Source organism: Roseibium aestuarii (assembly GCF_008477545.1).
GTDB classification, from domain to species: Bacteria; Pseudomonadota; Alphaproteobacteria; order Rhizobiales; family Stappiaceae; genus Roseibium; species Roseibium aestuarii.
Genome location: NZ_VORA01000002.1, coordinates 463856 through 490621 on the forward strand (window position 1 = coordinate 463856; position 26766 = coordinate 490621).

General features: G+C 63.9%; 19 protein-coding genes. 9 read left to right on the top strand and 10 right to left on the bottom strand.

The features are described 5' to 3' along the window. Positions 1-3: 3 nt before the first annotated feature. Positions 4-708: a pyridoxamine 5'-phosphate oxidase family protein gene (locus FR728_RS10680; RefSeq protein WP_149892655.1), complete on the top strand. Its 705-nt coding sequence runs from the start codon at positions 4-6 to the stop codon at positions 706-708. Between the two features lie 96 nt (positions 709-804). Here the strand turns inward: FR728_RS10680 and FR728_RS10685 are convergent, their stop codons facing one another. The 3 genes from FR728_RS10685 to FR728_RS10695 all read right to left on the bottom strand — a co-directional run bounded on the left by FR728_RS10685 (position 805) and on the right by FR728_RS10695 (position 3521). Next, on the bottom strand, positions 805-1302 hold the full coding sequence (locus FR728_RS10685) for a lytic transglycosylase domain-containing protein (RefSeq protein WP_149893099.1): 498 nt from the start codon (positions 1300-1302) through the stop codon (positions 805-807). Between the two features lie 771 nt (positions 1303-2073). Further along, positions 2074-2832 (bottom strand): N-acetylmuramoyl-L-alanine amidase, encoded by a 759-nt coding sequence (locus tag FR728_RS10690; RefSeq protein ID WP_149892656.1) that lies wholly within the window; start codon positions 2830-2832, stop codon positions 2074-2076. Continuing rightward, the gene (locus FR728_RS10695) at positions 2829-3521 is read right to left on the bottom strand and encodes a J domain-containing protein (protein ID WP_149892657.1); all 693 of its coding nucleotides are present in this window, start codon (positions 3519-3521) and stop codon (positions 2829-2831) included. Before FR728_RS10695 ends, FR728_RS10690 begins: the two co-directional genes overlap by 4 nt. A 416-nt stretch (positions 3522-3937) precedes the next feature. Between FR728_RS10695 and FR728_RS10700 the strand changes: the two genes are divergently transcribed. Further along, entirely contained in the window at positions 3938-6250 is a 2313-nt protein-coding gene (locus tag FR728_RS10700) for a putative bifunctional diguanylate cyclase/phosphodiesterase (protein WP_208998767.1), read from the top strand. On the opposite strand, the gene arsH is transcribed toward FR728_RS10700, so the two are convergent. From arsH to FR728_RS10735, 7 genes are all read right to left on the bottom strand, one after another. Beyond that, the gene (arsH, locus tag FR728_RS10705) at positions 6251-6958 is read right to left on the bottom strand and encodes an arsenical resistance protein ArsH (RefSeq protein ID WP_149893101.1); all 708 of its coding nucleotides are present in this window, start codon (positions 6956-6958) and stop codon (positions 6251-6253) included. Between the two features lie 32 nt (positions 6959-6990). Further along, positions 6991-7401, bottom strand: a complete 411-nt coding sequence (gene arsC, locus FR728_RS10710) for an arsenate reductase (glutaredoxin) (protein ID WP_149892658.1) — start codon at positions 7399-7401, stop codon at positions 6991-6993. A gap of 139 nt (positions 7402-7540) precedes the next feature. After that, positions 7541-8110 (bottom strand): winged helix DNA-binding protein, encoded by a 570-nt coding sequence (locus FR728_RS10715; protein ID WP_208998768.1) that lies wholly within the window; start codon positions 8108-8110, stop codon positions 7541-7543. An 86-nt stretch (positions 8111-8196) separates the two neighbouring features. Further along, positions 8197-9501, bottom strand: coding sequence for a TRAP transporter large permease (locus FR728_RS10720; protein ID WP_149892659.1), 1305 nt, complete (start codon positions 9499-9501; stop codon positions 8197-8199). Continuing rightward, positions 9501-10058, bottom strand: coding sequence for a TRAP transporter small permease (locus FR728_RS10725; RefSeq protein ID WP_149892660.1), 558 nt, complete (start codon positions 10056-10058; stop codon positions 9501-9503). The genes FR728_RS10720 and FR728_RS10725 overlap by 1 nt, the downstream gene beginning before the upstream one ends. A gap of 165 nt (positions 10059-10223) precedes the next feature. Further along, positions 10224-11216 (bottom strand): TRAP transporter substrate-binding protein, encoded by a 993-nt coding sequence (locus FR728_RS10730; protein ID WP_149892661.1) that lies wholly within the window; start codon positions 11214-11216, stop codon positions 10224-10226. Positions 11217-11399: 183 nt separating this feature from the next. Next, a complete protein-coding gene (locus tag FR728_RS10735) occupies positions 11400-12617 on the bottom strand; it encodes a glycosyltransferase family 87 protein (protein WP_149892662.1) in 1218 nt (405 codons plus the stop codon). A 190-nt stretch (positions 12618-12807) separates the two neighbouring features. Here FR728_RS10735 and FR728_RS10740 point away from each other — a divergent pair, with 190 nt between their 5' ends. From FR728_RS10740 to FR728_RS10770, 7 genes are all read left to right on the top strand, one after another. Next, the gene (locus FR728_RS10740) at positions 12808-13515 is read left to right on the top strand and encodes an N-acyl homoserine lactonase family protein (protein WP_149892663.1); all 708 of its coding nucleotides are present in this window, start codon (positions 12808-12810) and stop codon (positions 13513-13515) included. Positions 13516-13604: 89 nt separating this feature from the next. After that, positions 13605-15065, top strand: a complete 1461-nt coding sequence (locus FR728_RS10745) for a glycosyltransferase family 39 protein (protein ID WP_188318872.1) — start codon at positions 13605-13607, stop codon at positions 15063-15065. A gap of 200 nt (positions 15066-15265) precedes the next feature. Then, on the top strand, positions 15266-18853 hold the full coding sequence (locus tag FR728_RS10750; protein WP_149892665.1) for a hydantoinase B/oxoprolinase family protein: 3588 nt from the start codon (positions 15266-15268) through the stop codon (positions 18851-18853). A gap of 167 nt (positions 18854-19020) precedes the next feature. Continuing rightward, a complete protein-coding gene (locus tag FR728_RS10755; protein WP_149892666.1) occupies positions 19021-20031 on the top strand; it encodes a TIM44-like domain-containing protein in 1011 nt (336 codons plus the stop codon). Positions 20032-20291: 260 nt separating this feature from the next. Beyond that, on the top strand, positions 20292-22040 hold the full coding sequence (locus FR728_RS10760; RefSeq protein ID WP_149892667.1) for a methyl-accepting chemotaxis protein: 1749 nt from the start codon (positions 20292-20294) through the stop codon (positions 22038-22040). Positions 22041-22267: 227 nt separating this feature from the next. Next, the gene (locus tag FR728_RS10765) at positions 22268-23953 is read left to right on the top strand and encodes a methyl-accepting chemotaxis protein (RefSeq protein WP_188318873.1); all 1686 of its coding nucleotides are present in this window, start codon (positions 22268-22270) and stop codon (positions 23951-23953) included. A gap of 154 nt (positions 23954-24107) precedes the next feature. Then, positions 24108-26741 (top strand): DUF3857 domain-containing transglutaminase family protein, encoded by a 2634-nt coding sequence (locus FR728_RS10770; protein WP_149892669.1) that lies wholly within the window; start codon positions 24108-24110, stop codon positions 26739-26741. Positions 26742-26766: the final 25 nt, after the last annotated feature.

Here is a 26766-nt window from a genome sequence, read left to right on the forward strand (position 1 = left end):
CCCATGGACCACGCCCCCTCTAATGATCCGTCGACCCACCGTTCCCGCGACCGGCAAGAGCCGGACCGCCCCGCCTATGCCCGCATCCGCCAGATGAAGCGGGGCGATTATGATCGCGCGCTTGCCAATGAGATCCTCGACTGCGGCCTTGTCGGCCACATGGGGTTCGTCGCCGACGAACGGCCGATGGTGATCCCTATGGCCTATGCCCGTGTCGGCGACGTGCTCTATGTCCATGGGGCCAGCACCACCCGCCTGATCAAGTCCCAGGCCGGCGGCCTGCCCGTCAGTTTCACGGTCACCCATCTCGACGGGCTGGTGGTGGCGCGCGCCGCCTTCAATCTGTCCATGAACTATCGCTGCGCCATCGTTCACGGCCAGGCGACGCTGGTGGAGGATCTTGACGAAAAGGAAGCCTCGCTGATCGCGATCACCGATCACATGCTGCCGGGCCGCTGGAGCGAAAGCCGCCCGATGCTTCCCAAGGAGCTCAAGGCCACGGGCGTGCTGCGCCTGACCATGGACCACGTCAGCACCAAGGTGCGCTCCGGCCCGCCGGTGGATGAGGACGAGGATCTCGGCCTGCCGATCTGGGCCGGGGTCATTCCGGTCACCAGTGCGCTCGGCCAGCCGCTGGCGGCCGCAGATGTGCCCGACACGGTCACCGCTCCCGCCAGTCTTCAGGCGGCGCGGAAGAAATTCGCCTGAGCGAGGCGCTCCCAGGCTTGTCAAAAAAAATGAAACCCCCGTGCAACCAATCGGTCGCACGGGGGTTGATCATTCAGCGAAAGATGGACGAAGCCCTCAGCTCGAGGCGAGGATCGTCTTCACCTTTTTGCAGTAGCGCGCAGAAACCGGGTTCATCCGCTTGGCATAGTGACCGGCATTGTAGCGCAGGATCGTGCCGCAGACATCGCCACCGGCGCGCTGATGAGCGCCCGCCAGATAGCGCATGCCCCATTCCAGATTGGTTTCCGGATCGTAGAGCGCCTGGGTCGACCCGCGATAGCCCAAGCCGCGTGCGGTTGCCGGCTTGATCTGCATCAGCCCGACTTCCCCAGCACTGCCACGAGCCTTCGGGTTGAAATTGCTTTCAACCTGAACGACCGCCTGAGCAATGCTCAGCGGCACGCCATGCTTCTTTGCAGCCTTGCGGATCAGCACCGAGTAATTGGTCCGCCCCTTGGATGCGGCGGCATCCTTCACAGACCGGGTGCTGGTACGGGAAGCGGCACGATCGGCCACGGAAGACTTGCCCGAAGCATCGGTTTCGCCGTCTTCATCCTTGGCCGAGAGGCCCATGTTGACGACGCGCACCGGAGCACCGGGGTTGTTGCGATAATCGGGAACCACCTGGTCCGACGACGCGGAGATGGAGATGGGTTCCGGACGCACGAGCTGCGAACCGGAGGAAGCCGCCAGAGCGGCAGGCGCGAAGCCAAGAGTGGCCAGCCCCAGGCACAGCACCTGGGCGAGTGATTTGCTAGACTTCAACATCGAGCCGAGCCCCTTGTTGTTTTTTGTAACTTGAGGAATTCGTTTCCGGGGCGGAGAAATGGCGGGTCTATGGGACGAAAATCAGTCCCCCTCGATCACGAAATATTACAAGAATTTCGCTAAATTCAGACCGATCAAGGTTAACGGATCCGGGATTTCCATTAATTGAGTCGCAAATATGGCGCAAGCAGGTCAGAAATCGGCAGACTACAGGCAACATCAAGGCATGCGCGAAACGGCGTACCCCGTGACAAGGTGAAGATCCTGCCTCCGGGCATTGCCAGCCATCGCGTTTCCGATCAAAAGCCGGAATCACCTCCCGGCCGTGCCTCGGATCACCCTGACGGCCCCAACTTTCCACATCTTGCGAACACAAGCGCAGGTCAGCGCCGAAGGAAAATTCCGGCCGGAAGCGCGCATTTCCGCGCAATTCAGGATTCAGAACGCCGGAGGGGCGGTTCGGTTCCCGGCCAGAGAATATTTTTCCAAGAAAACAAGGTGACTTCGGGCACCCTGTGAGCGCGAGAGGGGGACGCGCGACAACGCGCCCCGCTGTGGTGCCCCGAGGGCTCCCGATCAGAGTTTCGGCAGCCCTGACAGCAGCTTGTGGAGGGTCTCGACAGTTGACTGGTCAACGATCCCATCCACCCGCTCAGGGCGGAAATGCCGCTGGAAAGCGGTCACCGCAAACCGGGTCAACCCGTCGAAATAGCCGGAGACCTCCACCTCATAGCCATAAAGCGCCAGCATCGACTGGATCGCCTCGACCGGCTGACCGCGATCCCCTTCCTGCATGAAGAGATTGCCGACGATAGGCTGCGGCTCCAGGTAATGACCCACGCCGGCGGCCGCCAGCTGCGACCACGGGAAACGCTCGCCCGGATCCTGCTTGCGCTGGGGGGCAATGTCGGAATGGGCTAGAACCATCCAGGGAAGGATCCGGTGCCGGCCGCAGATGTCCCGCGCCAGCGCGCAGACCGCCTCGATCTGCGCATCGGGGAAGTCGCGATAGCCGAACTCGTGGCCCGGACTGACGATCTCGATGCCGATGGACCGGGAATTGATGTCCCGCTCCCCCTTCCAGAAGCTCTTGCCCGCATGCCAGGCCCGGCGGGCTTCCGGGACGCATTGCAGGATCTGGCCGTCTTCATGAACGAAATAGTGAGCCGAGACCTTGGCCGCCGGGTCGCAGAGGCGCTGCAGGGCAGCTTCGGCGGTCTTCATGCCGGTGTAATGCAGGATCAGCATGTCGATGGGCGCGCCGTCCGGGCGCTCATCATGATTGGGCGACGGATGAACGCGGGCCTTCACGCCGGTATCGGTGGCGACACTCATAGACTTCTCTCCGCTCGGATCTGATCCCAGGCCGCATTGAGCGCCGCGAGCCTGTCATTGGCAATGCGCACGAATTCCTGAGGCACTCCGCGCGCGATGAGCTGGTCCGGATGGGTCTGGCGCACCGCCTGACGGAAGTGCCGCTTCAGGGCATCGTCGTCGAGGGAAGGGTCGACCCCCAGAACCTTGTAAGGGTCGGAGCTGCGCCGGGCATGCCGCGACAGAATGCGGTCGAACTCCCGCGCATCGAGACCGAAGATCTCGGCCACCCGCTCCAGATAGGCAAGCTCGTTCTCGTGCAGCACCCCGTCCGCCTTGGCGATGTGGAAGAGACCGTCGAGAATGTCGATCAGGGTGATGCGGTCATAGGGAAAGAGATCGGCCAGCTTCTTGGCATAGACCTCGAACCCGGCGACGTCTTCCTTGGCCAGATTGAACAGGCGCGCCACATTGCGCTCCTCGCCTTCCGGCACCTGGAAGAGCTCGCCGAAGGCCAGAATCTCGTCGTTGGTGACGATCCCGTCGGCCTTGGCCATCTTGGCCGAGAGCGCGATCATGGCCACGGTGAAACCGACCGTGTTGGTTCCCTCGGGCTTGGCCAGCACCAGCTGCACCAGCCGGTCCACCAGTTGCACGCTGCTGGAGCCGATGGCCGACACAATGCTCGCCAGACTGCTCCAAACGCTCAAGCGCCACTCCTGTCGTCGCAGATCGGAAACCAGACCGGATCTGACCGGTCCCGCAGTCCCCTGCCGGGTGCCGGACCCTGCGCGAGCAGAAAGCCGGCAACTGAATCAAGGGTTTTCCCCTTGTAGCCGCCACGCCGGATCTTGCCTAGTCCCGGGGCGCCCCCGTCCCCCGCCGAGGCAGACAGGACTTGCCGCCTCCGGCCTCACGCAGGGCAAGATCAGGTTCTTTCACGCCCCGAGCCGCTTCCGCGAGGGATGCGGCAAGCAACCCGTCGGCAATCCTCCCGAATACGCAGGGCCACCTACTTAGAACTCTCCTTGCGAAAACTATCGATTTCGACAAAGCGATTCACATTGGCTAAACCTCTCCCCGGTAGGTTGGGGAAATTGGCATATTTGGCAGAAGTGTCCTGTTCATGCAGACGGTGGCGACCGGCAAAAATTCGTTTGTCTTTTTCTTCACGGCAACGCTCGTCGTCATGCTGGCGCTGGGGATCTATTCCTCCAACCGGCTGATGACTTACTGGCTCTTGAAGACCGAGCTGTCGGAGACACTGGACAATCTGCCCGAAGCGCTTTCCGCCAGAGGTCTTGGACCGCAGCTTGAACGGGTTCTCGCCCACCGGCGCCAGATCGCGCCGATGGACGGCATGCGCCTGTCCGGCGACCCCGACGAGCGGTCAACAAGTCGCCAGTCCGGTGTCAAGGCGGCCGAAGCCGACAAGGATCTCCAGGCCGTTCAGGTGGCCGTCACCCGCGCGCTGGACCCCTCCGCCGTGATCTGGATGCTGCCGATGACCCGGCAGGACCTGATGGATCCGGCACTTTCACCCCTGCCCGATCTGGTTGCCGGCTCCCAGCTGCCCGAAAGCAGCCTCATGGAAACGGTCGCGGAACTGAATGCCGCCACCGGTCCCGTCACCACCCTGGCCTTCGACTGGCGCGGCATCTTCTCCACCCGCTCCTTCGTGGTGATCCCCCATTTCCATGCGGGCGAGATCAACGGCGCCCTGGTGCTTCTGGTGGACCATCAGGCCCGTATTGCGGCGCGCACCATCTTCGTCAGCATCGCCACCTCCATTGTCGCCATCCTCTGCCTCGCCTCCTTCCTCTTCGCCGGCTTCCTGCTGTGGGTCCGCTTCCGCGATCAGGTGAAGACGAACATGCACATGCAGTACATGGCGCATCACGATGCCCTGACCGGCTTGCCCAACCGCGCCGTCTTCAACGCCCAGCTGACGGAAGCCCTGCGGCTCGTCCACGCCAAGGCGACGAACATGGGCGTCATGCTGATCGACGTCGACAAGTTCAAGGAAATCAACGACACCCACGGGCACGGCACAGGCGACATCTTCCTGCAAGTGATTGCGGAGCGGCTGCGCTCGGTCTTCGGCGACCATCTGGTCGCCCGCCTCTCCGGGGACGAATTCGCAGTGATGATCAAGTCCATCTCGGACGTCGGGCGCCTGACCAAGCTCGCCACCGACATGATCCACGCCACCGACACCCCCTGCAACATCGACGGCAAGGAGATCAAGATCTCCCTGTCCATCGGCATTGCCCGCGCCAGTGACGGCAGCTGGCGGTCGTCACGCGTGCTGCATTGTGCCGACCTCGCGCTCTACCGCGCCAAGCACTCCGGCCGCTCGACTTTCGCCTGGTACACCCCGGACATGGACGCCGAGGCCCAGCGGCGCAAGGAGATCGAAGAGGGCCTGGTCAAGGCCCTGCGCCTGGACCAGTTCCAGCTTCTCTACCAGCCGCAGTATTCGCTCTCCGACAACAAGCTGAAGGGCTACGAATCCCTCATCCGCTGGGAGCATCCGACCAAGGGCACCATAGCGCCGGATGTCTTCATCCCCGTTGCCGAAGACAGCGGCCTGATCGAGGACATCGGCGACTGGGTGCTCTTCCACGCCTGCCGGGAAGCCGCCCGCTGGGAGGACAAGTCGCTGCGGGTTGCGGTCAACGTCTCAGCCGCCCAGTTCAAGCCGGGCGAGACGGAGCGCAAGGTGGCCCTTGCCCTGACCGAAAGCGGGCTCGCCCCGGAACGGCTCGAGATCGAGATCACCGAAAGCCTGCTGATCGCAAACACCGCCGCGGTGGTCGACACCCTGCAGAAGATCCGCGCCCTTGGCGTCTCCATCGCCATGGACGACTTCGGCACCGGCTATTCCTCGCTCAGCTATCTGAGCCGCTTCCCCTTCGACAAGATCAAGATCGACCGGTCCTTCATCCGCACCCTGGGCGAGAACCCGAGCACGGATGCGATCGTGACCGCGATCATCGGCCTCGGGCGTTCGCTCGACGTGCAGATCACCGCCGAAGGGGTGGAGGACATGCGTCAGGTCACCCTGCTGCGCGCCGCCGGGTGTCATCTTGTGCAGGGCTTCCTCTATGGCCGCCCGGGCCAGGCAAGCGACGCGGCCTCCGTCCATCTGGGCGAGACCCTGACCGCAGGCGCCCTTGCCGCCAGCCGAAGCGCCGCAGCCCGCACGGCTCTGACCGAGGAGGCCGCAACGGAGCGATCCGAAACCGCTGACGAAAACGGCGCTACGGACCATCGCTCGGCGGCGGACCACAGCGCCGCCGAATCCGACGAAATGGCCAGCGATCTGGAAATGGAAGCGCAGATGGTGGCGGACGTCATCGCGTCTTCGCGTCCTCCGCTTCATGGAACGGGTGGTCAGGGGTTCATCGAGCCGAGCCCCCGCCTCTCGCCCGCCTGATCAGATGCTGCGCTGGTTCACCCGGCGCGACAGCTCCTCGGCACTCTCCTTGCGCTCGGAATAGCGGTCGACCAGATAGTCGCTGCGGCCACGCACCAGAAGGGTGAATTTCATCAGCTCTTCCATCACGTCCACCACCCGGTCATAGAGCGACGAGGGCTTCATCCGGCCGTTCTCCTCGAATTCGAGGAAAGCCTTGGGCACAGACGACTGGTTGGGAATGGTCACCATCCGCATCCAGCGCCCCAGAACGCGCATCTGATTCACCGCGTTGAAGGACTGGGAGCCGCCGGACACCTGCATCACCGCGAGCACCTTGCCCTGGGTCGGCCGCACGGCGCCGAGACTGAGCGGGATCCAGTCGATCTGCGCCTTCATGATGCCGGTCATCGCGCCATGCCGCTCCGGCGAGCACCAGACCTGCGCCTCCGACCAGAGGACCAGATCGCGCAGCTCCTGAACCTTGGGGTGGTCCACCGGCGCATCATCGGGAAGCGGCAGGCCGGAGGGGTCGAAGATCCGGACCTCCGCACCGAAACGCTCCAGCAGCCGGGCTGCCTCGAAACTCAGCAGGCGGCTGTAGGACCGCTCCCGGACCGACCCGTAGAGCAACAGCACCCGTGGCGGATGCGCTGGCGCCCCCTCACCCGCAAGTGCTGCCCCGTCGAACGGCCGCAGAAGACCATCGTCGAGCGCCGGAAAGCTCATGTCGGCGCGCCATGCCTCCGGGTGATGCGCGCTCACGCGGCACCTCCCTTCACCACCTCACCGTCCTCCTTCACATATTCGCCGATCGCCCCCTCCGGCAGCAGATCCAGCACCTTCTCGGAAGGCCGGCACAGGGCGACACCCAGATCCGTTACCACGATCGGACGGTTGATCAGGATCGGATGGGCCATCATGAAGTCGACCAGCTCGTCATCGCTCCAGCGATCCTCGCCGAGCCCCAGCTCGTCATAGGGCGTGCCCTTCTGGCGCAGCAGGTCGCGCGGAGTGATGCCCATGCGCGCGATCAGGTCGACCAGCTCGTCCCGGGTGGGCGGCGTCTTCAGATATTCGATGACCTCGGGCGACGCCCCGGCCTGCTCCAGCATGGCAAGGGTGTTGCGGGAGGTGCCGCAGGCGGGATTGTGATAGATGCGGGCGGACATGAGGCGCTCCTGCCGGTTGAATTTCGATATTTCGAAAATACCAGAAATAACGAAACGTTCAACCGGGCTCCTTCGCCCAGATCCTTCGTCCAGATCCTTCAGCGCCCCCCGGAGAGCCCCCTGACGAGAGATGCAGGAGTTACATGGCGGCCGCGGCGCGGGCGGCCTGATCATAATGACCGGACATGAGACGGAGGGTGGCCGCAAGCCGCGAGATCTCGCTCTCGTCCAGCCCCAACGCCTTCATCGGCTTGACCAGAAGGGCTTCGCGCAAACGTTTGTATTCCAGACAGGCCTTCTCACCCTCGGGGGTAATGGCGACGGTCTTTTCCTTACCCCGCTTGCCGGAGGCGACAAGCCCCGCTTTCTCCAGCTTCTTAAGCGCATAGGTCACCGTATGGGTGTCCTCGATATTGAGGACGAGGCAGATGTCGGCCAGCGTCTTCGGCCGGCTGCGATGGTTCACGATGTGAAGGGCGAGAATGTCGAGGGGGCCGAGACCCTGCGCCCCGGTCGCCGCCATGCAGCGGACCATCCAGCGCTGATAGGCATTGACCATCATGGTCACGCCGAATTCGATTTCAGACAGTGCCGGCATGGCGCCGGCCGCAAGATGCGCCGACGACACGACCGGACCGATGGAGGCGGCCAGAAGAAGGTCGTCCGGGCTGAGTGTGTCCGGAACCCCCGATGTCTTCCTGTCGCTCATGCCGCCCTCCCTCAAGTCATGCTGCGGTCTCGGTCTCCCGAAAATCGAAGGGCCCGCGAACCTGCGTCCGCGAGCCCCAGCTTCCTTTAGTTGGAAAGCATGTTCTCTGGCAACCACAACGCTATCTGCGGGAAGGCAACGATCAGCGCCACCGCCAGCACCATCAGCAGGAAGAACGGCAGGGCCATCCGAGCCACGCGGAAGATGTTGTGCCCGGTCATGCCCTGCAGAACGAAGAGGTTGAAGCCAACCGGCGGCGTGATCTGGCTCATCTCGACCACGAGCACCAGATAGATGCCGAACCAGATCAGGTCGAGACCCGCCTGCTCCACCATCGGCAGGATCACCGAGGTCGTCAGCACCACTACGGAAATCCCATCGAGGAAGCAGCCCAGCACCACGAAGAACACCGTGAGCGCCGCCAGAAGCTGCAAGGGCGAGAGGCCCAGCGAGCCGATCCAGCCCGCCAGCTCGCGCGGGATGCCGGTATAGCCCATGGCCACCGTCAGGAAGGCCGCCCCAGCCAGAATGAAGGCGATCATGCAGGAGGTCCGGGTCGCGCCCAGCAGCGCATCGGTGAAGTTCTGCCGGGTCAGCGTGCCGGAGAAGAACGACAGGATGAGCGCCAGCAGCACGCCGATGGCCGCCGCTTCCGTCGGCGCCGCAAGGCCCGCATAGATGGAGCCGATGACACCCGCGATCAGCCCGATCACCGGCACCAGACGGCGCGTGGCCTTGACGCGCTCGAAGAACGGCACCGGCGCCTCGGCCTCCGGCATGCGCGAGCGGTTCAGCATCGACCACAGCACCACATAGCCCATGAAGAGCACGCAGAGCATTGCACCCGGCAGCACGCCTGCCATGAAGAGACGGGAAATCGACTGTTCGGTCGCGGCCCCGTAGACGATCAGGATGATCGACGGCGGGATGAGAAGACCGAGCGTGCCAGATCCGGCCAGCGTACCGATGGCCATGGCCTCATCATAGCCGCGCCGCTTCAGCTCCGGCAGGGACATCTTGCCGATGGTGGCGGTGGTGGCGGCCGAGGAGCCCGACACGGCGGCGAAGATCCCGCAGCCCAGGATGTTCACATGCAGCAGCCGGCCGGGAAGATTGCGCATCCAGGGCGATAGGCCGGCGAACATGTCTTCCGACAGCCGCGAGCGGAAGAGGATCTCCCCCATCCAGATGAACATGGGCAGGGCCGTCAGATCCCAGGAATTGGCAGCCCCCCACACGGTGGTGGCGAGAACCGGACCCGTAGGTGCGGAAACCAGCGTCATCATGGCGACCAGCGCCACGCCGAAGAGCGCCACACCGACCCAGATGCCGGTGGCCAGAGCCGCCAGCATGCCGAGGCCGAGGAAGAAGGCAACGAGCGAGAGATCCATTATTCGCCGCCCTCCCAGGCTTCACCCTTGACCGCCAGCTCGTAGCTGGGCTTGCGCCCGGAAAGTGCGGTGACCAGATCATCGAGAAGCGCGATGGTGAAGACCACGAGCCCCAGCGTCATGACGATCTGAGGCCAGACCAGGGGGATCGGGATGATGCCGATCGAGACTTCGTTGTACTTGTAGCTGTCATAGGCCTGACCGCCGGAGTACCAGGTGAAATAGGCTGCCAGGCTGACAGCCACCAGCAGGCACCAGACCTCGAAGATCCGCGCAAGGCCGGCCGGCATGTGCTGCAGCATCAGGGAGACGCGGATGTGATCTCCCCGGCGCAGGGTGGCGGCCAGGGCAAGGAAACTGGCACCGACGAGCAGGAACCCGCAGATTTCGGCCAGCGACGGCACGAGCAGGCCGACGGGGTCGAGCCCGAAGGCCTTTCGCGCGCCATCGACGATGCGGAAGAGAACCTGGAGCACGACCAGACCGGCAATCGCCACCAGACAGGTGGCCGCCAGGGCTTGCGCCAGACGATAGAGGACATCCAGAGCAGTGCGCATGGACGGAGGCTCCCGATACAGGAGGAACGGCGGGGGGAACGGCGGGCCGACCCCGGAAGCACCGGGATCGGCGTGATCGCACGATGAGCGTCGATCCGGGGATTGGTCCCCGGGGCACGTCCCGAAGGACAGCCCCGAGGGTCAGACCCCGTTCAGCTCCGGGTGTCAGTCCATGAAGGCCTTGACGATGGCCGCACCGTCTTCGCCGGCGCTTTCAGCCCACTCGGCGGTCATCACGTCGCCGATTTCCTTCAGACCGTTCTGCAGGGCCTCGGACGGCACGGCAACCGTGATGCCATTGTCGACCAGAACCTTGGTCTTGGCGTCGGTCTCGACCTTGGAGGCTTCCCAGCCGCGGGTTTCGGCAGCGGCAGCGGCTTCCATGACGGCGGCCTGCTCTTCGGCGCTCAGCGCGTTGAAGGCATCGGCATTCACGATGACCATGTTCTTCGGCAGCCAGGCCTGGGCGTCATAATAATGATCCAGGTAGTCCCATGCCTTGGAATCCGCGCCGGTGGACGGCGAGGTGATCATGGCTTCCACGCGGCCGGTGGAGAAGGCGGTCGGCAGGTCGGCCACTTCCACCTGGGTCGGCACGGCACCAGCGAGCTGGGCAAGGCGCTCGGTGGAGGTGTTGTAGGCGCGGAACTTCAGGCCCTTGAGGTCATCGATCGAATTGACGTCCTTCTTGGTGTAGATGCCCTGCGGCGGCCACGGCACGGTGTAGAGGAGCTTCAGGCCCTGGGCTTCCAGCTTCTCTTCCATGATCGGCTTGGAGGCCTGATACAGCTTGAAGGAGCTGTCATAGGAGTTGGCGAGGAACGGCACCGAATCCACCCCGAAGACCGGGTCTTCGTTGGACAGGCGGGAGATCAGAAGCTCGCCGATCGGGGCCAGGCCCTTGCGCACGGCATTCTTGATTTCCGGGTGCTTGAACAGCGAGCCGGCGGAATGGACCTGAATGGACAGGCTGCCATTGGTCTTGGCGGCCACGTCCTCGGCAAAGGTCATGATGTTCTGGGTGTGGAAGTTGCTGTCGCCATAGGGGGTCGGCATGTCCCACTTGGTTTCGGCATGGGCAGCGGTCAGACCACCCAGAGAGGCAACGGCAGCCAGGAACCCGGCTCCGGCCAGTGCGGAACGGCGTGAAATCGTCATCTGATGTTCTCCTCTTGGAAGCGGGACTTTGTCCTCTTTTTCCGGGCCCGGCTCGACAGGCATCGGCAGGACTGACAAGCAGGCTAGCTTGCGCAGGGTCAAACATCAACAATTTATCGACAAAATATCAAAACCGCCAAACCACGCGCCACACTGCCTGCAAGACAGGCAGAAGAGCACGTCTCAGTCAGGCACCCTACCCCCTGCAGCGTGCATTTTTGCCCGATACAGGCACAGCGCGAAGACAAGAAGCCCGGGCAACGCGCTGGCTGAGTGATCGAGCGCCACACCCCACCCGCTCGTGAAGAACATCAGGGCGAAGGCGAGCGCCAGAACCGGAACCTCATGCGCGCAAAAACCGCGACTCAGGCCCAGCTGCACCAGAACGGCGACGGGCAAGGCCAGAAGCGCCAGATCATAGTCGAGAATGAAGGGCGTGGTGACACAGGTCGCGCTGACCAGCACCGCGCCGCGCAGGAGACCGCGCAACCCGGCCTCGTAAGGATGTCGCCAGACGAGCACCACGGCCGCGACAGCGCCCAGCGCCAGAACCGCTTGCAAGACAAAAGCGACGGACAGCGGCAAGTCGATCTGCCGGGCGAGGGCGAAGAGCGAGGCAAACTTGGAGATCGGCACGACAGCCTCGACGAGCCAGCGGTTGGCTTCCGGCGCCTGAGCCAGAAAGGCCGCCCAGGTTCCCGCTCCGAAGACCGCGAGGCTGGCGAGCCCCGTGGCAAGCACGGTGAGCGCCGCGGCACCGATGGCGCGCCAGTGACCGCCCGCCAGAAGAGCCACAGGAACGAGCAACCCGAAATGCGGCTTGTAGGCCATCAGGCCGATGAGAACGCCCGCAAGCACCTCCCGCCGCCGGTCGAGGGCGGCCAGAAAACCCGCCATCAGCGCCAGATTGAGATTGGAATTCTGCCCGTGCAGCATCGCAAAGGTGATGCCGGGCCAGACCAGCACGAAGAGCATGGCCTGACGCGACCGCAGCAGCGCCCCCATCGCCCAGGCGGCGAGTGCGGCCGTGCCGAAAGCAAAGACCATCGCCGCGACCATGTAGGGCATGAACCCAAAAGGAAGGAGATAAAGCAGCCACACGGGCGGATAGAAGAAGGCGAACTTGTCCCAGCCGAACAGCGCCTTCTGCTGGGCCGAAAACGCGTCGAAATGATAGGGCAGCAGGCTGTCTCCCTGCACCGCGCTGCTGGCCGCCGTCCAGAAGGAGACGAAATCCGCGAAGATCGGCTTGCCCGTGCCGATGAAGGTGTTGGCGATGTCCAGCCCGATTCGGGCGGCATAGAAGACCAGCAGGAAGACCGCGAGCGCCCGGACGATCTCCGATCTCATGATCCGGTCACCGGTCGCGCCGCCGCGACCCGGCTGATCTGCCTCGTTCATCCCGCCTTGCTCCCCTTCTTGCCCCGTCCGCGCACCCCTGTCCCCGCACCCCAGCCCCCGCAACGGAGAGCGTGGCAGGATGCGACCTCCTGCGCGGCATAAGGGATAGCGGCAAGGGCTGAAGATCTGCTAAACCCTGTCACATTCGTCAGAGGTCCGCATCGACCCTGCGAACCCGGGAGGAGACAGGATGCAGCCCCACCAGAGCGACCAGACCCCGCGCTACGACATCCTCGTGTCCGGCTCCAGTCTCGCCATGGAAGGCAGCTTCCTCGGGATCTCGACCATCGTGATGGTGGAGAGTGCGGGACGCCGCGCGCTTTTCGATTGCGGCCATTTCACCACCCGCAGGCTGCTGCTCGCAGCGCTCGCGCAGCGCGGTCTCACGCCGGCGGATTTCGAGATGGTCATCCTCTCCCACGCCCATTTCGACCATTGCCTCAACATCGATCTCTTCCCGCAGGCGCAGGTCATCCTGTCCCAGGACGAGTGGGACTATATCCAGGGCCCCTTCCCCGATGATCCGGCGACGCCCCCCTATGTCGCCGACATCCTGCGCAAGACCCGTCTTGAGCTGATCGAGGGCGAGGTGGAGCTGCTGCCCGGTGTGACCGCCTTCCCGACCCCGGGCCATTCGCCCGGACACATGTCGCTGGATCTGCGCACCGCCGAAGGCCCGGTGATTCTCGCCGCCGATGCGCTGAAGACGGCGCGCGAGGCACTCTCCGGCATCCCGGACATGGAAATCGATCCGCTGAAACGGGCCGGCGCGTCCCTGCGCAAGGTGCTCGACCGGGGGCGGTTCATCGTACCGGGCCACTTCCCGCCGCTCACCCGCCACGACGACGGCCGGATCACCTGGGACGAGATCCAGAAGGCGACGCTGCTGCTGCGATGAGCTCACGCCCCCCCATCAGTGACCGGGAGTCCCCGGCAAGGCAACGCAGCACCGGCAGAGCCGGGGCCCCTGCCTTCTTCGGGCGCCTGATGCAGTCGCCTCCCCATCTGCTTCTTCTGGCCATCGTGATGATCGGCATGATCATCCGGGCGCCGCTCCTGTCGCGCACCAGTCTGTGGTTTGACGAGGCAGCGTCCTGGGACCAGTCCCGCGGCACCCTGGGCGAGCTGATTTCAAGCGTCGCGGCCGACAACTACCCCCCACTCCACAACCTGCTGCTCTGGGTGTTCATCCACGGCTTCGGCGAGGCGGAATATGTCCTGCGCCTGCCGTCGCTTCTGGCCGGGATCCTGTCCATCTGGCTGGCCTACAAGGTTGGCGAGGCTCTCACCGACAAGGGTGTCGGTTTGGCCACCGCACTTATCCTCGCCTGCTCGCCCATGGAGATCTGGTTCTCGGGCGAGGCGCGCATGTACACGCTTTTCAGCGCCACCGGGCTGCTCTTCCTTCTGGCCACCCTGCGCGCCCTCGCCTGCCCTGCCCCCGGCGCGGCCCTGTGGAGCGCCCTTGCGACCGCCCTTTTCCTGCACACCCACATCTATGCGACCTTCGGCGTGGCCGGTGCAGGTCTCGGTCTTGCGTTCATGGCATTGCTCGATCCGGCTGGACGGCGCGGGATCCTGCGGCTTCTCCTGGCGCTCATTGCGGGCGGCGCACTTTATCTTCCCTGGGGCATCATCCTCCTCGGCCGTGCCCGCAGCGTGGTGCATGACGGCTTCTGGATTGCCGAACCGAACTGGCGGGTGATCCAGGCGATCGCCATCCATCTGGGCGGCAGCAAGGAGGCCATCCTCCTGCTTCTGGGCTTTGCCGCGCTCTCCTTCATCGCCCTAGTCCGCCCCCAAGCCAAATCCGACGAAGGCGAGCCCTCGGCGCAGGCACAAAAGCCCCTTTGGCCGGCGGCCCTGCCGCTGCTCCTGGGCTACACACTGCTGCCGCCGCTGGCCGGATATCTCGCCTCGATCAGCCTGCGCCCGATTCTCTATGATCGCTATCTGATTGCCACCCTGCCGGGACTGGTGCTTCTCGCCTGTCTCGGCGCGCGAGCCCTTCTGCCGCGCGGCGGGCCGCTGCTGCTCAGCGCGCTGCTCCTCACCGTCACCATTCCCACCATGACCGAGACGGTGCTCGAGCGGCGCAAGCCCGAGTTCCGGGACCTGGCCCGGCAATATCTTGCGGTGATCGAGAGCAGCACGGACGCCAGCGCGGCCGCGCAGTCCAATCCGGTCTACGCCTCAAACCGCGAAACCGCCCTGCCCTTTTCCTATTATGTGCAGGACGTCACCTCCGTTCACTATCTCAAGGGCGTCATTCCCCCGGGGCTGGAGCTGCCTGCCCGCTTCTGGCTCGTGCTCAGCCATGTGAACCAGCAAGAACATGACGCCCTGCTGGCCTCCGTCCCCGCCCCCTATCGGCGCACCTTCGAAAGCTCCGGCTGGGGTTACGGGCACGGCGGCGTCACGCTCATCCGTTTCGAACGACGCGACTGACCGCCTGGAAACCCTCCCCCGTCCCGAAGCGGAACCACCCTGCCTCCTCGCCTGGAATGACGTGGTGAAAAAGCGCGCAGGATCACCTTGCAGTTTACGTTGACATTTTATCGATAAATTGAAAACGTAATGGGGACGAACAACGAGTGCCGGCATCGTCAGGTGACCGGCCCGACCTTTCAGAGCAAGGACAAGAGATCATGACGACGGGCATGTGGGATTTCTGGATCGACCGTGGTGGCACCTTCACCGACATCGTGGGCCGCGCGCCGGACGGCAGCCTGCGCCCGCACAAGGTGCTGTCGGAAAACCCGGAAGCCTATCGCGACGCCGCCATTCAGGGGATCCGCGAGCTGATGGGCGTCGAGCCCGGCCAACCCATCCCCTCCGACCGGATCGCCACCGTGAAGATGGGCACGACGGTTGCCACCAACGCGCTGCTGGAGCGCAAGGGCGAGCGCACCGCCCTCTTCATTACCAAAGGTTTCCGTGATGCCCTGGAGATCGGCTATCAGGCCCGTCCCGACATCTTCGCCAAGGAAATCATCAAGCCGGAACTCCTCTACGAGAAGGTCTACGAGATCGCCGAGCGCGTCCGCGCCGACGGAACGCTGGAGCTTGCTCTTGATGCGGAAGGCGCCCGCGCGAGCATGCAGGCAGCCTTCGACGACGGCATCCGCTCCATCGCCATCGTTCTGATGCATGCCTATGCCTATCCGGCGCACGAGCAGGAGCTTGGCAAGATCGCGCGCGAGATCGGCTTCCCGCAGATCTCCATCTCCCACGAAGCCTCGCCGCTGATGAAGCTGGTGGGCCGTGGCGACACCACCGTGGTGGACGCCTATCTCTCCCCGATCCTGCGCCGCTATGTGAACCAGGTGCAGGAAGAGCTGGGCGAAGGCCCGGCGCTCATGTTCATGCAGTCGTCGGGCGGCCTCACGGCGGCCGACCTGTTCCAGGGCAAGGACGCCATTCTCTCCGGTCCGGCCGGCGGCGTCGTTGGCGCGGTCGAGACCTCCCGCATGGCCGGCTATGACAAGATCATCGGCTTCGACATGGGCGGCACCTCCACGGACGTGTGCCACTATGACGGCGACTATGAGCGCGCCTTCGAGACCGAGGTCGCCGGTGTGCGCATGCGCGCGCCGATGATGATGATCCACACGGTGGCGGCCGGCGGAGGCTCCATCCTCCATTACAAGGATGGACGCTTCCAGGTGGGTCCGGACAGCGCCGGCGCCAACCCGGGTCCGGCCTGCTACCGTCGCGGCGGCCCGCTGACGGTGACCGACGCCAACCTGATGACCGGCAAGCTCGCGCCCGAGTTCTTCCCGAAGATCTTCGGCCCCAACCGGGACGAGCCGCTGGACGAACACGCCGTCACGGCGAAATTCGCCGAACTGGCCGCGAAGATCGGCGACGGCCGCACCCCGGAAGACGTCGCCGACGGCTTCCTGAAGATCGCCGTCGAGAACATGGCCAACGCCATCAAGAAGATCTCCGTGCAGCGCGGCTATGACGTCACGGACTATGCGCTGACCTGCTTCGGTGGTGCGGGCGGCCAGACCGGCTGTCTCGTCGCCGACACGCTCGGCATGAAGACGGTCATCCTGCACCCCTTCTCCGGCATCCTGTCGGCCTATGGCATGGGGCTCGCCGACATCCGCGCCAACCGTCAGCAGGCGGTGGTCAAGCGTCTGGACGAGGCTCTGCTCGCCGATCTCGCCACCCTGCGCGACGATCTCGCTCGCCTTACCGAAGCCGAGCTGGAAGGTCAGGGCGTGGCGGAAGCCGATCGCCAGACCCGCGCCATCGTCCACCTGCGCTATGACGGCACGGACACCCCGCTGCCGGTCACACTGGCGGGCGTGAAGGACATGCGCGCCGAGTTCGAGGATGCGCACCGCAAGCAGTTCGGCTTTGCCTATGAGGAAAAGCCGGTGGTGGTCGAAGCCCTCGAGGTGGAAACCTTCGGCGGCGGCGCCGGCCTCGACGAGCCGGATCTGACCCTCGTGTCCGACACCCCGGCTCCGGCCCGCGAAACCCGCTTCTACAGCGACGGCCAGTGGCATGACGGCGCGGTCTACACCCGTGACCTGCTGAAGCCGGGCGTCAAGGTGATGGGCCCCGCGCTCATCATCGAGCCCCATGCCACCATCGTCGTGGAACCGGGCTGGCAGGCCGAGATCAACCCCAAGGACCACGTGATCCTGAAGCGCGTCGTGCCGCTGAAGCGCGCCGATGCCATCGGCACCCACGCCGATCCGGTCATGCTGGAGGTCTTCAACAACCTCTTCATGTCCATCGCCGAACAGATGGGCGTCACTCTGCAGAACACCGCCTATTCGGTGAACATCAAGGAACGCCTGGACTTCTCCTGCGCCGTCTTCGATGCCACCGGCGCGCTGGTCGCCAACGCCCCCCACATGCCGGTGCACCTGGGCTCCATGGACCGGTCCGTGGAGACGGTGATCAAGCTCAACGAAGGCAGGATCAAGCCGGGCGACGTCTTTGCCCTGAACGCGCCCTACAATGGCGGCACCCACCTGCCGGACATCACGGTCGTCTCCCCCGTCTTCGATGACGAAGGCAAGGAGATCCTGTTCTGGTCCGCCTCGCGCGGTCACCATGCGGATGTGGGCGGCTCCGCCCCCGGCTCCATGACCCCGCGCGCCACCACCGTGGACGAGGAGGGCGTGCTCTTCGACAACTTCAAGATCGTCGATCAGGGCCGCTTCTGCGAGGCAGAGCTCGTCGAGCTGCTGACCAACCACAAGTACCCGGCCCGCAATCCGCACCAGAACGTGGCCGACCTGTCGGCCCAGGTTGCCGCCAACGAGAAGGGTATCCAGGAACTCCGCAAGATGGTCGCCCATTTCGGCCTCGACGTGGTGCAGGCCTACATGGGTCACGTCCAGGACAATGCGGAGGAAAGCGTGCGCCGGGTGATCTCGGCCCTCACCGACAGCGAGTACGAATACCCCACCGATCAGGGGTCGGTGATCAAGGTCAAGATCACGGTCGACCGGGAGGCCAGAGAAGCCACCGTCGACTTCACCGGTACGAGCGGGGTGAAGCTCAACAACTTCAACGCCCCCGAGCCGGTGACCCGCGCCGCCGTGCTTTACTGCTTCCGCGTGATGGTGGACGGCCACATTCCGATGAATGCGGGCTGCCTCAAGCCGATCCGCATCATCCTGCCCGATGACTGCATGCTGCGCCCGTCCTATCCGGCGGCCGTGGTGGCGGGCAACGTGGAGACGTCCCAGCACGTCACCAACGCCCTCTTCGCAGCCCTTGGCGCCATGGCCAACAGCCAGGGGTCGATGAACAACCTGACCTTCGGCAACGCCACCTACCAGTACTACGAGACGATCTGCTCCGGTTCGCCCGCAGGTCCCGGCTTCAACGGCACCGACGGGGTTCATGTCCACATGACCAACTCGCGCCTGACCGATCCGGAAGTGCTGGAATTCCGCTTCCCCGTCCTGCTGGAAGACTTCCACATCCGCAAGGGCTCGGGCGGCAAGGGCAAATGGTCGGCCGGTGACGGCACGAAGCGTACCCTGCGCTTCCTCGAAGAAATGGACTGCGCGATCCTCGCCTCTCACCGCACCATCCGCCCCAAGGGCATGGAAGGCGGCGAGGACGGCGAATTGGGCCGCACCGAGGTCCGCCGCCTCGACGGCAGCGTTCAGGTTCTGGAAGGCTGCGACCAGACCATCCTGAAGGCAGGCGAGGCCGTGACCGTCATCACCCCGACCGCTGGCGGCTGGGGCAAGGCCTGACGCACGATCGTCAGCACATGATCTGACCCTGAAGGGGCGGGCCACACGGTCCGCCCTTTCTTGTCTGGAAACACTCGGAAAAAGAACGCGCCTCCTCTGGCAATCGGCCCCTCGCGTCGCCACATAAGGCGGGCTTTGCCCGTTCCGGGCCCAACGGAGAACCCCTTATGCCTGCTGCCGCCAGCCGTCTGCGCAAGACGACAGCTTTTCTGATCCTTGCCCTTGCGACCACCGTCGCCGCCACCGATTTTGCCGAGGCCCGCAAGGCCGGGTTCAGCAGCTTCGGCAGCCGTGGAAGCAAGACTTTCTCGGCACCGCCTGCCACCAAGACCGCCCCCGGCACTGCCGCCCCCATGCAACGCACCATGACGCCGCAGCCGGCACAGAGCCAGAAGGCGGCCCCGGGAGCCACCGCTCAGCAAGCTGCCCAGCCCTCGCGCGGGTTCTTCGGCGGCATGGGCGGCGCCCTTCTGGGCGGCCTGCTCATGGGCGGCCTTTTCGGCATGATGTTCGGCGGTGGCCTGGGCGGCTTTGCAGGCTTCCTCGGCCTCATCTTCCAGATCGCGCTGATTGGTGGCCTCGTCATGCTGGCCCTGCGCTTCTTCGCGAACCGCCGCCCGCAACCGGCAGCGGCGACCGCAGCAGGAATGGGCACGCGTACCGACTTCCGCACCTCGGCAGATCAGAGCACTGGCACCCCCTTCAGCTTCGGCGGCAATTCTGGCGGAGCGGCACCCGCCACGCCGGCCCCGGCTACGGTGATCGACGCCCCGCTTGAGCTGGAAGCCTCCGATTTCGACCGTTTCGAGGACATGCTGACGGAAGTTCAGGAGGCCTATGGCCGCGAGGACTATGCGACGATGCGCAAGCTCGCGACGCCCGAAGCCATGTCCTTCCTGGCCGAAGAGCTCGCCGAGCTCGCCTCTGCCGGCAAGCGCAACAGCGTCTCGGACGTGAAGCTGCTGCAGGGCGACCTGTCGGAAGCCTGGAGCGAAGGCAGCGACGACTATGCAACGGTCGCCATGCGCTACTCCGCCCTCGACGCCATTGTCGAGCGCGGCTCGGACCGCGTCCTCTCGGGCAGCCTGGAGGAACCGCAGGAAAGCACCGAATTGTGGACCTTCCGCCGTCAGAGCGGAGGCGCGTGGCAGCTCGCGGCAATCCAGGGCACCGAGTAACGCAGCAGCGACGTAGGAGGCCTGCCCCGACCCGGATGAGCCCGTCCTCGCTTTCACGTCAAACGCACAGGAGACACCCCGCCAAACGGCGGGGTTTTCTTTTGGAGCCCACCTACCCCTGATAATATTACCTAAGTAAATTTATTCGTAATTATTCCCACATACGTGCTCAATTCCCAATTTTAACTGAATATTTCTACAGAAAGCAGACAAATAGGCATCAACGACGCGAACATCTCACCGCAAGATGGGCCTCCCGAATGCTGATGAAGCACCTGAATTCTGTTTCCGCAAAGATCCTTCTTCTTGTGGGGGCCGTGTGCCTGACCACCGTCATCGTCGCCTCGATTGGCATCCTTCAAATGTCCCGGATCGGCAAGGAGTTGGAATCCATTGCGGAAAAGGACATTCCCCTCGCCAGGACCGTCTCGACCGTGACCGCCCATCAGCTTCATCAGGCGGTTCTGCTCGAAAGGATGCTGCGCCTTGCCGGGATTTCCAGTGCTGAAGGCTCTGCGTCCCTGTCCGAACTCGAGACCGAAGTCCTGCGGCTCAGCCATGAGGTCGAGGCCGAGCTGGAGAAGACCTTGTCTCTCGCACGTGACGGTGCGACCACGGCCCTGACGCCCATCGAACGGCAGAAATTCGGCGAGGTCGCCGGCAAGATCGCGACGATCGAGGCGGATTACCTGGCCTTCGAGGCAGAGGTCGCGAAGGTCATCGAGCTGCTGCGCAACGGTGATCTCGACCGGGCCCGCGACGACATCGGCGGCATCGTGAAACTCGAAAAGGGCCTGGACGCCTCCCTTCTCGACCTTCAGGCCGATGTGGAGGCCTTCACCGAAACCGCCGCCAGCAACGCCGTGGAACACGAACATGATGGCATCCGGCAGATGCTCGTCACCTCCGTGCTCTCCGTCGCCCTGGGGGCGGCTCTCGCCTTCGCCTATGCCCGCTTCCGCATTGCCGGGCCGCTGATTGCCGTCACCCGCGCCATTCTCGGCCTCACCCGCGGCGACCTCAATGCGGAAATCCGCATCTCCCGCGGCGACGAGATCGGCAAGCTTGCCGGCGCCTATGAGACGTTTCGCCAGACCATGCTGGAGATAGAGCGACTTCGTGAAGAACAGGCAGCGCTCGATGAAAGGCTCAAGATGGAAAAGCGCGCCGCAACCCTCCAGCTCGCCAGCGATCTGGAGGCGGATGTGAAGACCGTCTCCGACGCGCTCGCCAGTGCCATCGCCGAGCTGGATGCCACCGCCGCCTCGCTTGCCGCCACCGCCACCCAGACCTCGGACCGCTCCGCTTCTGTGGCCAGTGCGGCCGAACAGTCGCAGGCCAGCGTCCAGACCGTGGCTGCGGCGGCGGAGGAACTGTCGAGCTCGATCCAGGAAATCAGCCGTCAGGTCAGCGAAGCGACACGGGTCACGGCCTCCACAGTGGAACATGCCCGCTCCTCCAGCGAGACCGTCGAGCTCCTCTCGGGCGCAGCCTCCCGCATCGATGACGTGGTCGGACTGATCAACGACATTGCCGGACAGACCAACCTGCTGGCGCTGAATGCCACCATCGAGGCCGCCCGGGCGGGAGAAGCCGGCAAGGGCTTTGCCGTGGTCGCCGCCGAGGTAAAGGACCTCGCCACCCAGACAGCAAAGGCCACCGGCGATATCCGCGCCCAGGTCGAGGAATTGCAGCACGGCTCGGAACTCACCCGCACGGTCATCACTCAGGTGGTTCAGGCCATTGCGGAAATGAACGGCCAGATCTCCGCCATCGCCGCTGCGGTCGAGGAGCAGAATGCGGTCACCAGCGAAATCAGCCGCAACGCCAACGAAGTCTCCCGAGGCAGCACGGAGATCTCCGTCAGCATCCGGGACGTGAGCGAAGGTGCCACCTCCTCCAGCGCGGCTGCGACCCAGCTTCGCTCGACCATCGAGGGCCTCAACCACCAGAGCCAGGTGCTCCAGTCCAAGCTGGATGGGTTCCTCAGCGGGATCCGCGCCGCCTGAACGCAGAAGAGATGACGCCGCGGATGCGTCAATTCATACATTTCATATACAGGATTTTACGCACAAGCTTCTGATTTTAAAGGATGCGTTAACCGAGCCCCTGCAACCCTTGCGCTAACAGGCAAGGAATTGCCATTTATGACAAGTATTGCGGGGGCAATTCTATGGTCAGATCATTCGCGCGGTCGGTTTCCGCGAAAATCCTTTTTCTCGTGCTGATTGTTGGCATGGCAACAGTGGCTGTCACCGTCATCGGCATCCAGCAGATGGACCGCATCGGCACCGAGCTGACCGCCATCACCGAGGAGGATCTTCCGCTCGTCAAGGCCGTGAACCAGGTCACCAGCCACGAGCTGGAACAGCAGATCCTCATCGAACGCATGCTGCGCATCGCGGAGATCCGCACCGGTGGAACCCCCGAGGACCTGGTCACCCTGGAGGGCCGCATTCTGGCCCTGACCCAGCAGATTGCCGAGGAGCTGAAACGCAGCGAAGCCGCCGCACGCACCGCACGCGCTCATGCTCCCACACCGGAACACGACCGCAAGTTCGCCGAGATCATCACCCGCATCACCGGGATCGAGACCGCTTACGACCGGTTCGCCGGTCACCTCGCGAAGGTGGTCCATGCCATTGACGCCAAGGATCTGGCCATGGCCGCTCAAATCGCGCACGAGGTCGAGCGGGAAGAGCAAGAGCTGGAGCATGAGCTCGTCGCCCTGCAGACCGATCTCGACCGCTTCGTCCAGACCGCCGCCCAGCAGGCCCTTCTGCACGAGCGGGAAGGCATCCGCCTCATGACGATCATTTCCACCGGTGCCATCTGCCTCGGCATCACCCTGTCGCTGATCTATGGCCACACCCGCATTGCCCGTCCCCTTCAGGCGGTGACCCAGGCGCTTCAGGGCCTTCTTCGCGGCGAGATGGACAGCAAGGTTGCCACCGATCGCCGGGATGAGATCGGTGATCTGGCACGAACCTTCGTCATCTTCCGCGAGGCCCTGCAGGAAATCGAAAGGCTGCGGCAAGAGGCCCGTGAGGAGGAGGAACGCCTCGAGATCGAAAAGCGCGACGCCACCCTGCGCCTAGCCGACAGTCTGGAAGCGACGGTCAAGGCGGTCTCCGACAGTATTGCCGTTGCCGTCCAGGATCTGGAAATCACCGCCCAGAGCATGGCCGTCACCGCCACCCAGACCTCCCAGCGCTCGGCCGCGGTCGCCGGCGCGGCCCAGCAGTCGAGCCAGGGCATCCATACCGTCGCATCCGCCTCGGACGCGCTGCTCAACGCCATTGCCGAGACGGATCGCCAGGCCGGCAGCGCCCGCGATCTCATCAGCGACACGCGCAACCAGGCCGCCGGCTCCAGCGAGGATCTCGTCCTGCTCGGTGAAGCCGCCGCGCGCATCGACACGGTCGTGAGCCTGATCACCGACATCGCCGACCAGACCAATCTTCTGGCACTGAACGCCACCATCGAGGCAGCCCGCGCCGGGGCGGCCGGCAAGGGCTTCTCCGTGGTCGCCGCAGAGGTCAAGGGATTGGCAGACCAGACCGCCCGCGCCACCCACGAGATCCGCGCCCAGGTGGAGGACTTGCAGAAGGTGTCGGATCGCACCCGCTCGACCATGACCACGGTTCTCGCCGCCATCTCCGACATGGGTCAGCGGATCGAGACCATGTCCGGATCCATCGCGGCCCAGTCCGGCACGACGCAGGAAATCGCCCGCAGCGTTCACGAAGTGGCAGAAGGCAGCCGCGACATCAGCCGCAACATCGAAGACGTGAACCTCGCCTCCACCACCGCGAGTGCCGCGGCAGAGGAGCTGCGCGCCACCATCGGCTCCCTCTCCGACCAGACCAACCGTCTCCAGCACGAACTCGACGGCTTCCTGCTGAACATCCGCGCAGCCTGAGGCGCGGGTTAAGGAGAGGCGCGGCCACCACCTCGGCTTGCAAGAAATAGTGAAACAAGTTTAGATATTTTGAACTGCTACTTTTACTGAGCCTGAGCCTTTGGGACCCATCACCCAAAGGCACCGCCTATCCAGCCGGATTGTCCTATTTTCCATGAATTTTGCCGATTCTCTTCGTAAAGCGGCTCTTTCGCTTGCACTCATCCTTGGCCTGAATCTGACGGAGGCGCCAGCTGCCGAGCGGGTAGAAGCCCCGGCCTGGGCCCTCCCCCTGCCCGAGGTGGACCTGACCCAGTCGCCTCCCGCCGACGTGGAAGATGGTCTTTTCGATCTCCTTCTCGACCGGCAGACCCACTGGCAAGATGGCATCGAGACGGTCCTCACAACCCATTGGCGACAGATCACTAACCGTCAGGGCCTTGAGGCAGCCGGCGCTCTGGACATGACCTTTGATCCCCAGATCGGCACGCTGGGTGTCCACCGGATCCGGATCCTGCACGAGGGCGTATGGCAGGATCTGACCGACGAGATAACCTTCGAGGAACTTCGGCGCGAGACCGGTCTGAATGACGGGATCATTGACGGCGAAATCACCTATTTCGCGCACGTCCCGTCCTTGAGCGTTGGCGATATTGTCGAGTTCAGCAAGGTCCGCACCTATCGACATCCGACCTTTGCGTCTGGTTTTGCTGACCGGGACTCAATGGACTACTCCGTGCCCGTCGGGGTGCTGCGCAAGAGCCTTCTGGCCCCGGAAGACATTCAGCTTGAGATCAAATCCGTTGGCGATGTCCCTGATCCGACCATCACGTCTGAGGGCGGGATGACAAGGTATGTATGGGCCTCGCAGAACCTTCGTGCCCGCTACGGCGAAGCGCAGGTTCCCGAGGAACACCAGCAATGGTCCGAACTGTCGGTTTCGACATGGGACGGCTGGCAGGCAATCACCACCGCCCTTCTCCCTCATTACGCTCCCGCCAGCCTGCCTGACGGCCAACTTGCATCGGAGATCCGCAAGATTGCCGGCACATACGGCAAGCCGGAGATCAAGGCCTCGATGGTCAGCCGCCTGATCCAGGATCAGGTGCGCTATGTCGGGCTGGAAATGGGCGTAGGCGGCTATGTGCCGCGCAAACCCGACGAGGTTCTTGCAACCGGTTTTGGTGACTGCAAGGACAAGGCCCTTCTTCTCGTCTCTGCGCTCGCAACGCTCGATATTCCCGCGCATGTGGCGCTCGTTCATTCCCAGCGCGGCCACGGCCTCCCCGACCTGCTACCCTCTCCCTATGTCTTCAATCACGCCATCGTCGTTGCCGATATCGAGGGCAAGGATCTCTGGCTTGATCCGACGTCATCGAACCAGGGCGGCATGGGCTTCAAGGTGCCCATCGACGACTTTGGCTACGCTCTCGTTCTGGATGCAAAGACCGATGGCCTGACGAAACTGCCGGACGTCGACCCGCGCCAATCCTCGATGCAGGTCGAGGAAGTCTTCTCTTTCCCCAAAGAGCCTGGGGATCCCCTGAAGCTGACGGTCACGACGACCTACACCGGGCGGCAAGCTGATGACTTCCGCGCGCGCATGGGCTCGGAAAGCAAGCGCAAGATGGAAGAGACCTGGCATCGCTATTACAATGGCCTGTATCCCGGTATCGCCATTCGCGACCCGTCCATGCGCTTTGATCTGCGCGATCAGAACCAGATCACAACCAAGGAATATTATACGCTCGACTATGACACCCTGCGGTCGGGCTCTCTGCTGGACGAATTTCCCATGCGGGGGGATGCCGTGGCCACGGTGCTGACGGAGATCAACAGCCTTGATCGCAAGGCGCCATATCTCGTTGGAGAGGTCGGCCGCTATACCCATAGGGTCTCGCTTGAGACGTCTCTGATAAAGATCGAAGCAGTCGATCCCGTCTCCCTGACCAGTGAAGCGGCCACCTTCACATCGACGAGCGTGTCCACCTCATCCGGGCTCACCTTTGACTGGGTTCTTCAGGTCAACAAGCGCAGCGCTGCGGCAGAGAGCCTTGGCGAGCACCAGTCCCTGCGAGACGGAGTTCGCGACGCCGCCTGGGAAAACTACGACCTGTCGGGACTATCGCACCGTCTGGATCAGAAGGCCGCCGGCACCGACTATCTTTCGACAGATCCCTCCGCTGGGGCAGCCACGGAGCCAGCAGTGCTTGCCATCCTCGGCGCAATTGTGATTGCGTCTCTGCTCCTGCTCGGCCTCAGTCTTCGCTCCGGCCTGAGAGGGGACAGGGACTATCGGGATCAGGCTATCTCCTATCCCGTAAGTCCTGTGAAGTTCATCATTCTGGGACTTCTGACCCTCGGACTTTATCCCTGGTTCTGGTTCCTCAAGTTCTGGCTCTGGGAAAAGCGAAACGGGCGACCACAGATCCTTCCCGCATGGCGAGCGATCTTCATGTTGTTCTGGCTGATCCCGGCGATGAATGCTGTTTATCGCCGCACGCCGGACGGCACGCCTCAGATTCACCGGATCTTCGCCCTTCTGGCCACCGCGCTCCTCTTCGCGAGCTATTTTTCCGGCTCGCTTCTGGACGGTCATGGTTCCGGGGCGAAGATGGCACTCGGTTCTGCCCTGATGCTTGCAGGAGGACTGAGCCCCTTGCCGATCCTACTCGGGGTCAATCGCCTGAACGATCCTCTGGCCGAGCCGTATCGGCGCAACAGTCGCTTCACCGCCTGGAACATCGTGGGGATCCTGCTCGGTTCCCTCGTCCTTGGCCTGTATGCCGCCGGACTGATCTGGACTTGACAACCACGCCTTGTGTGAGGTTGCC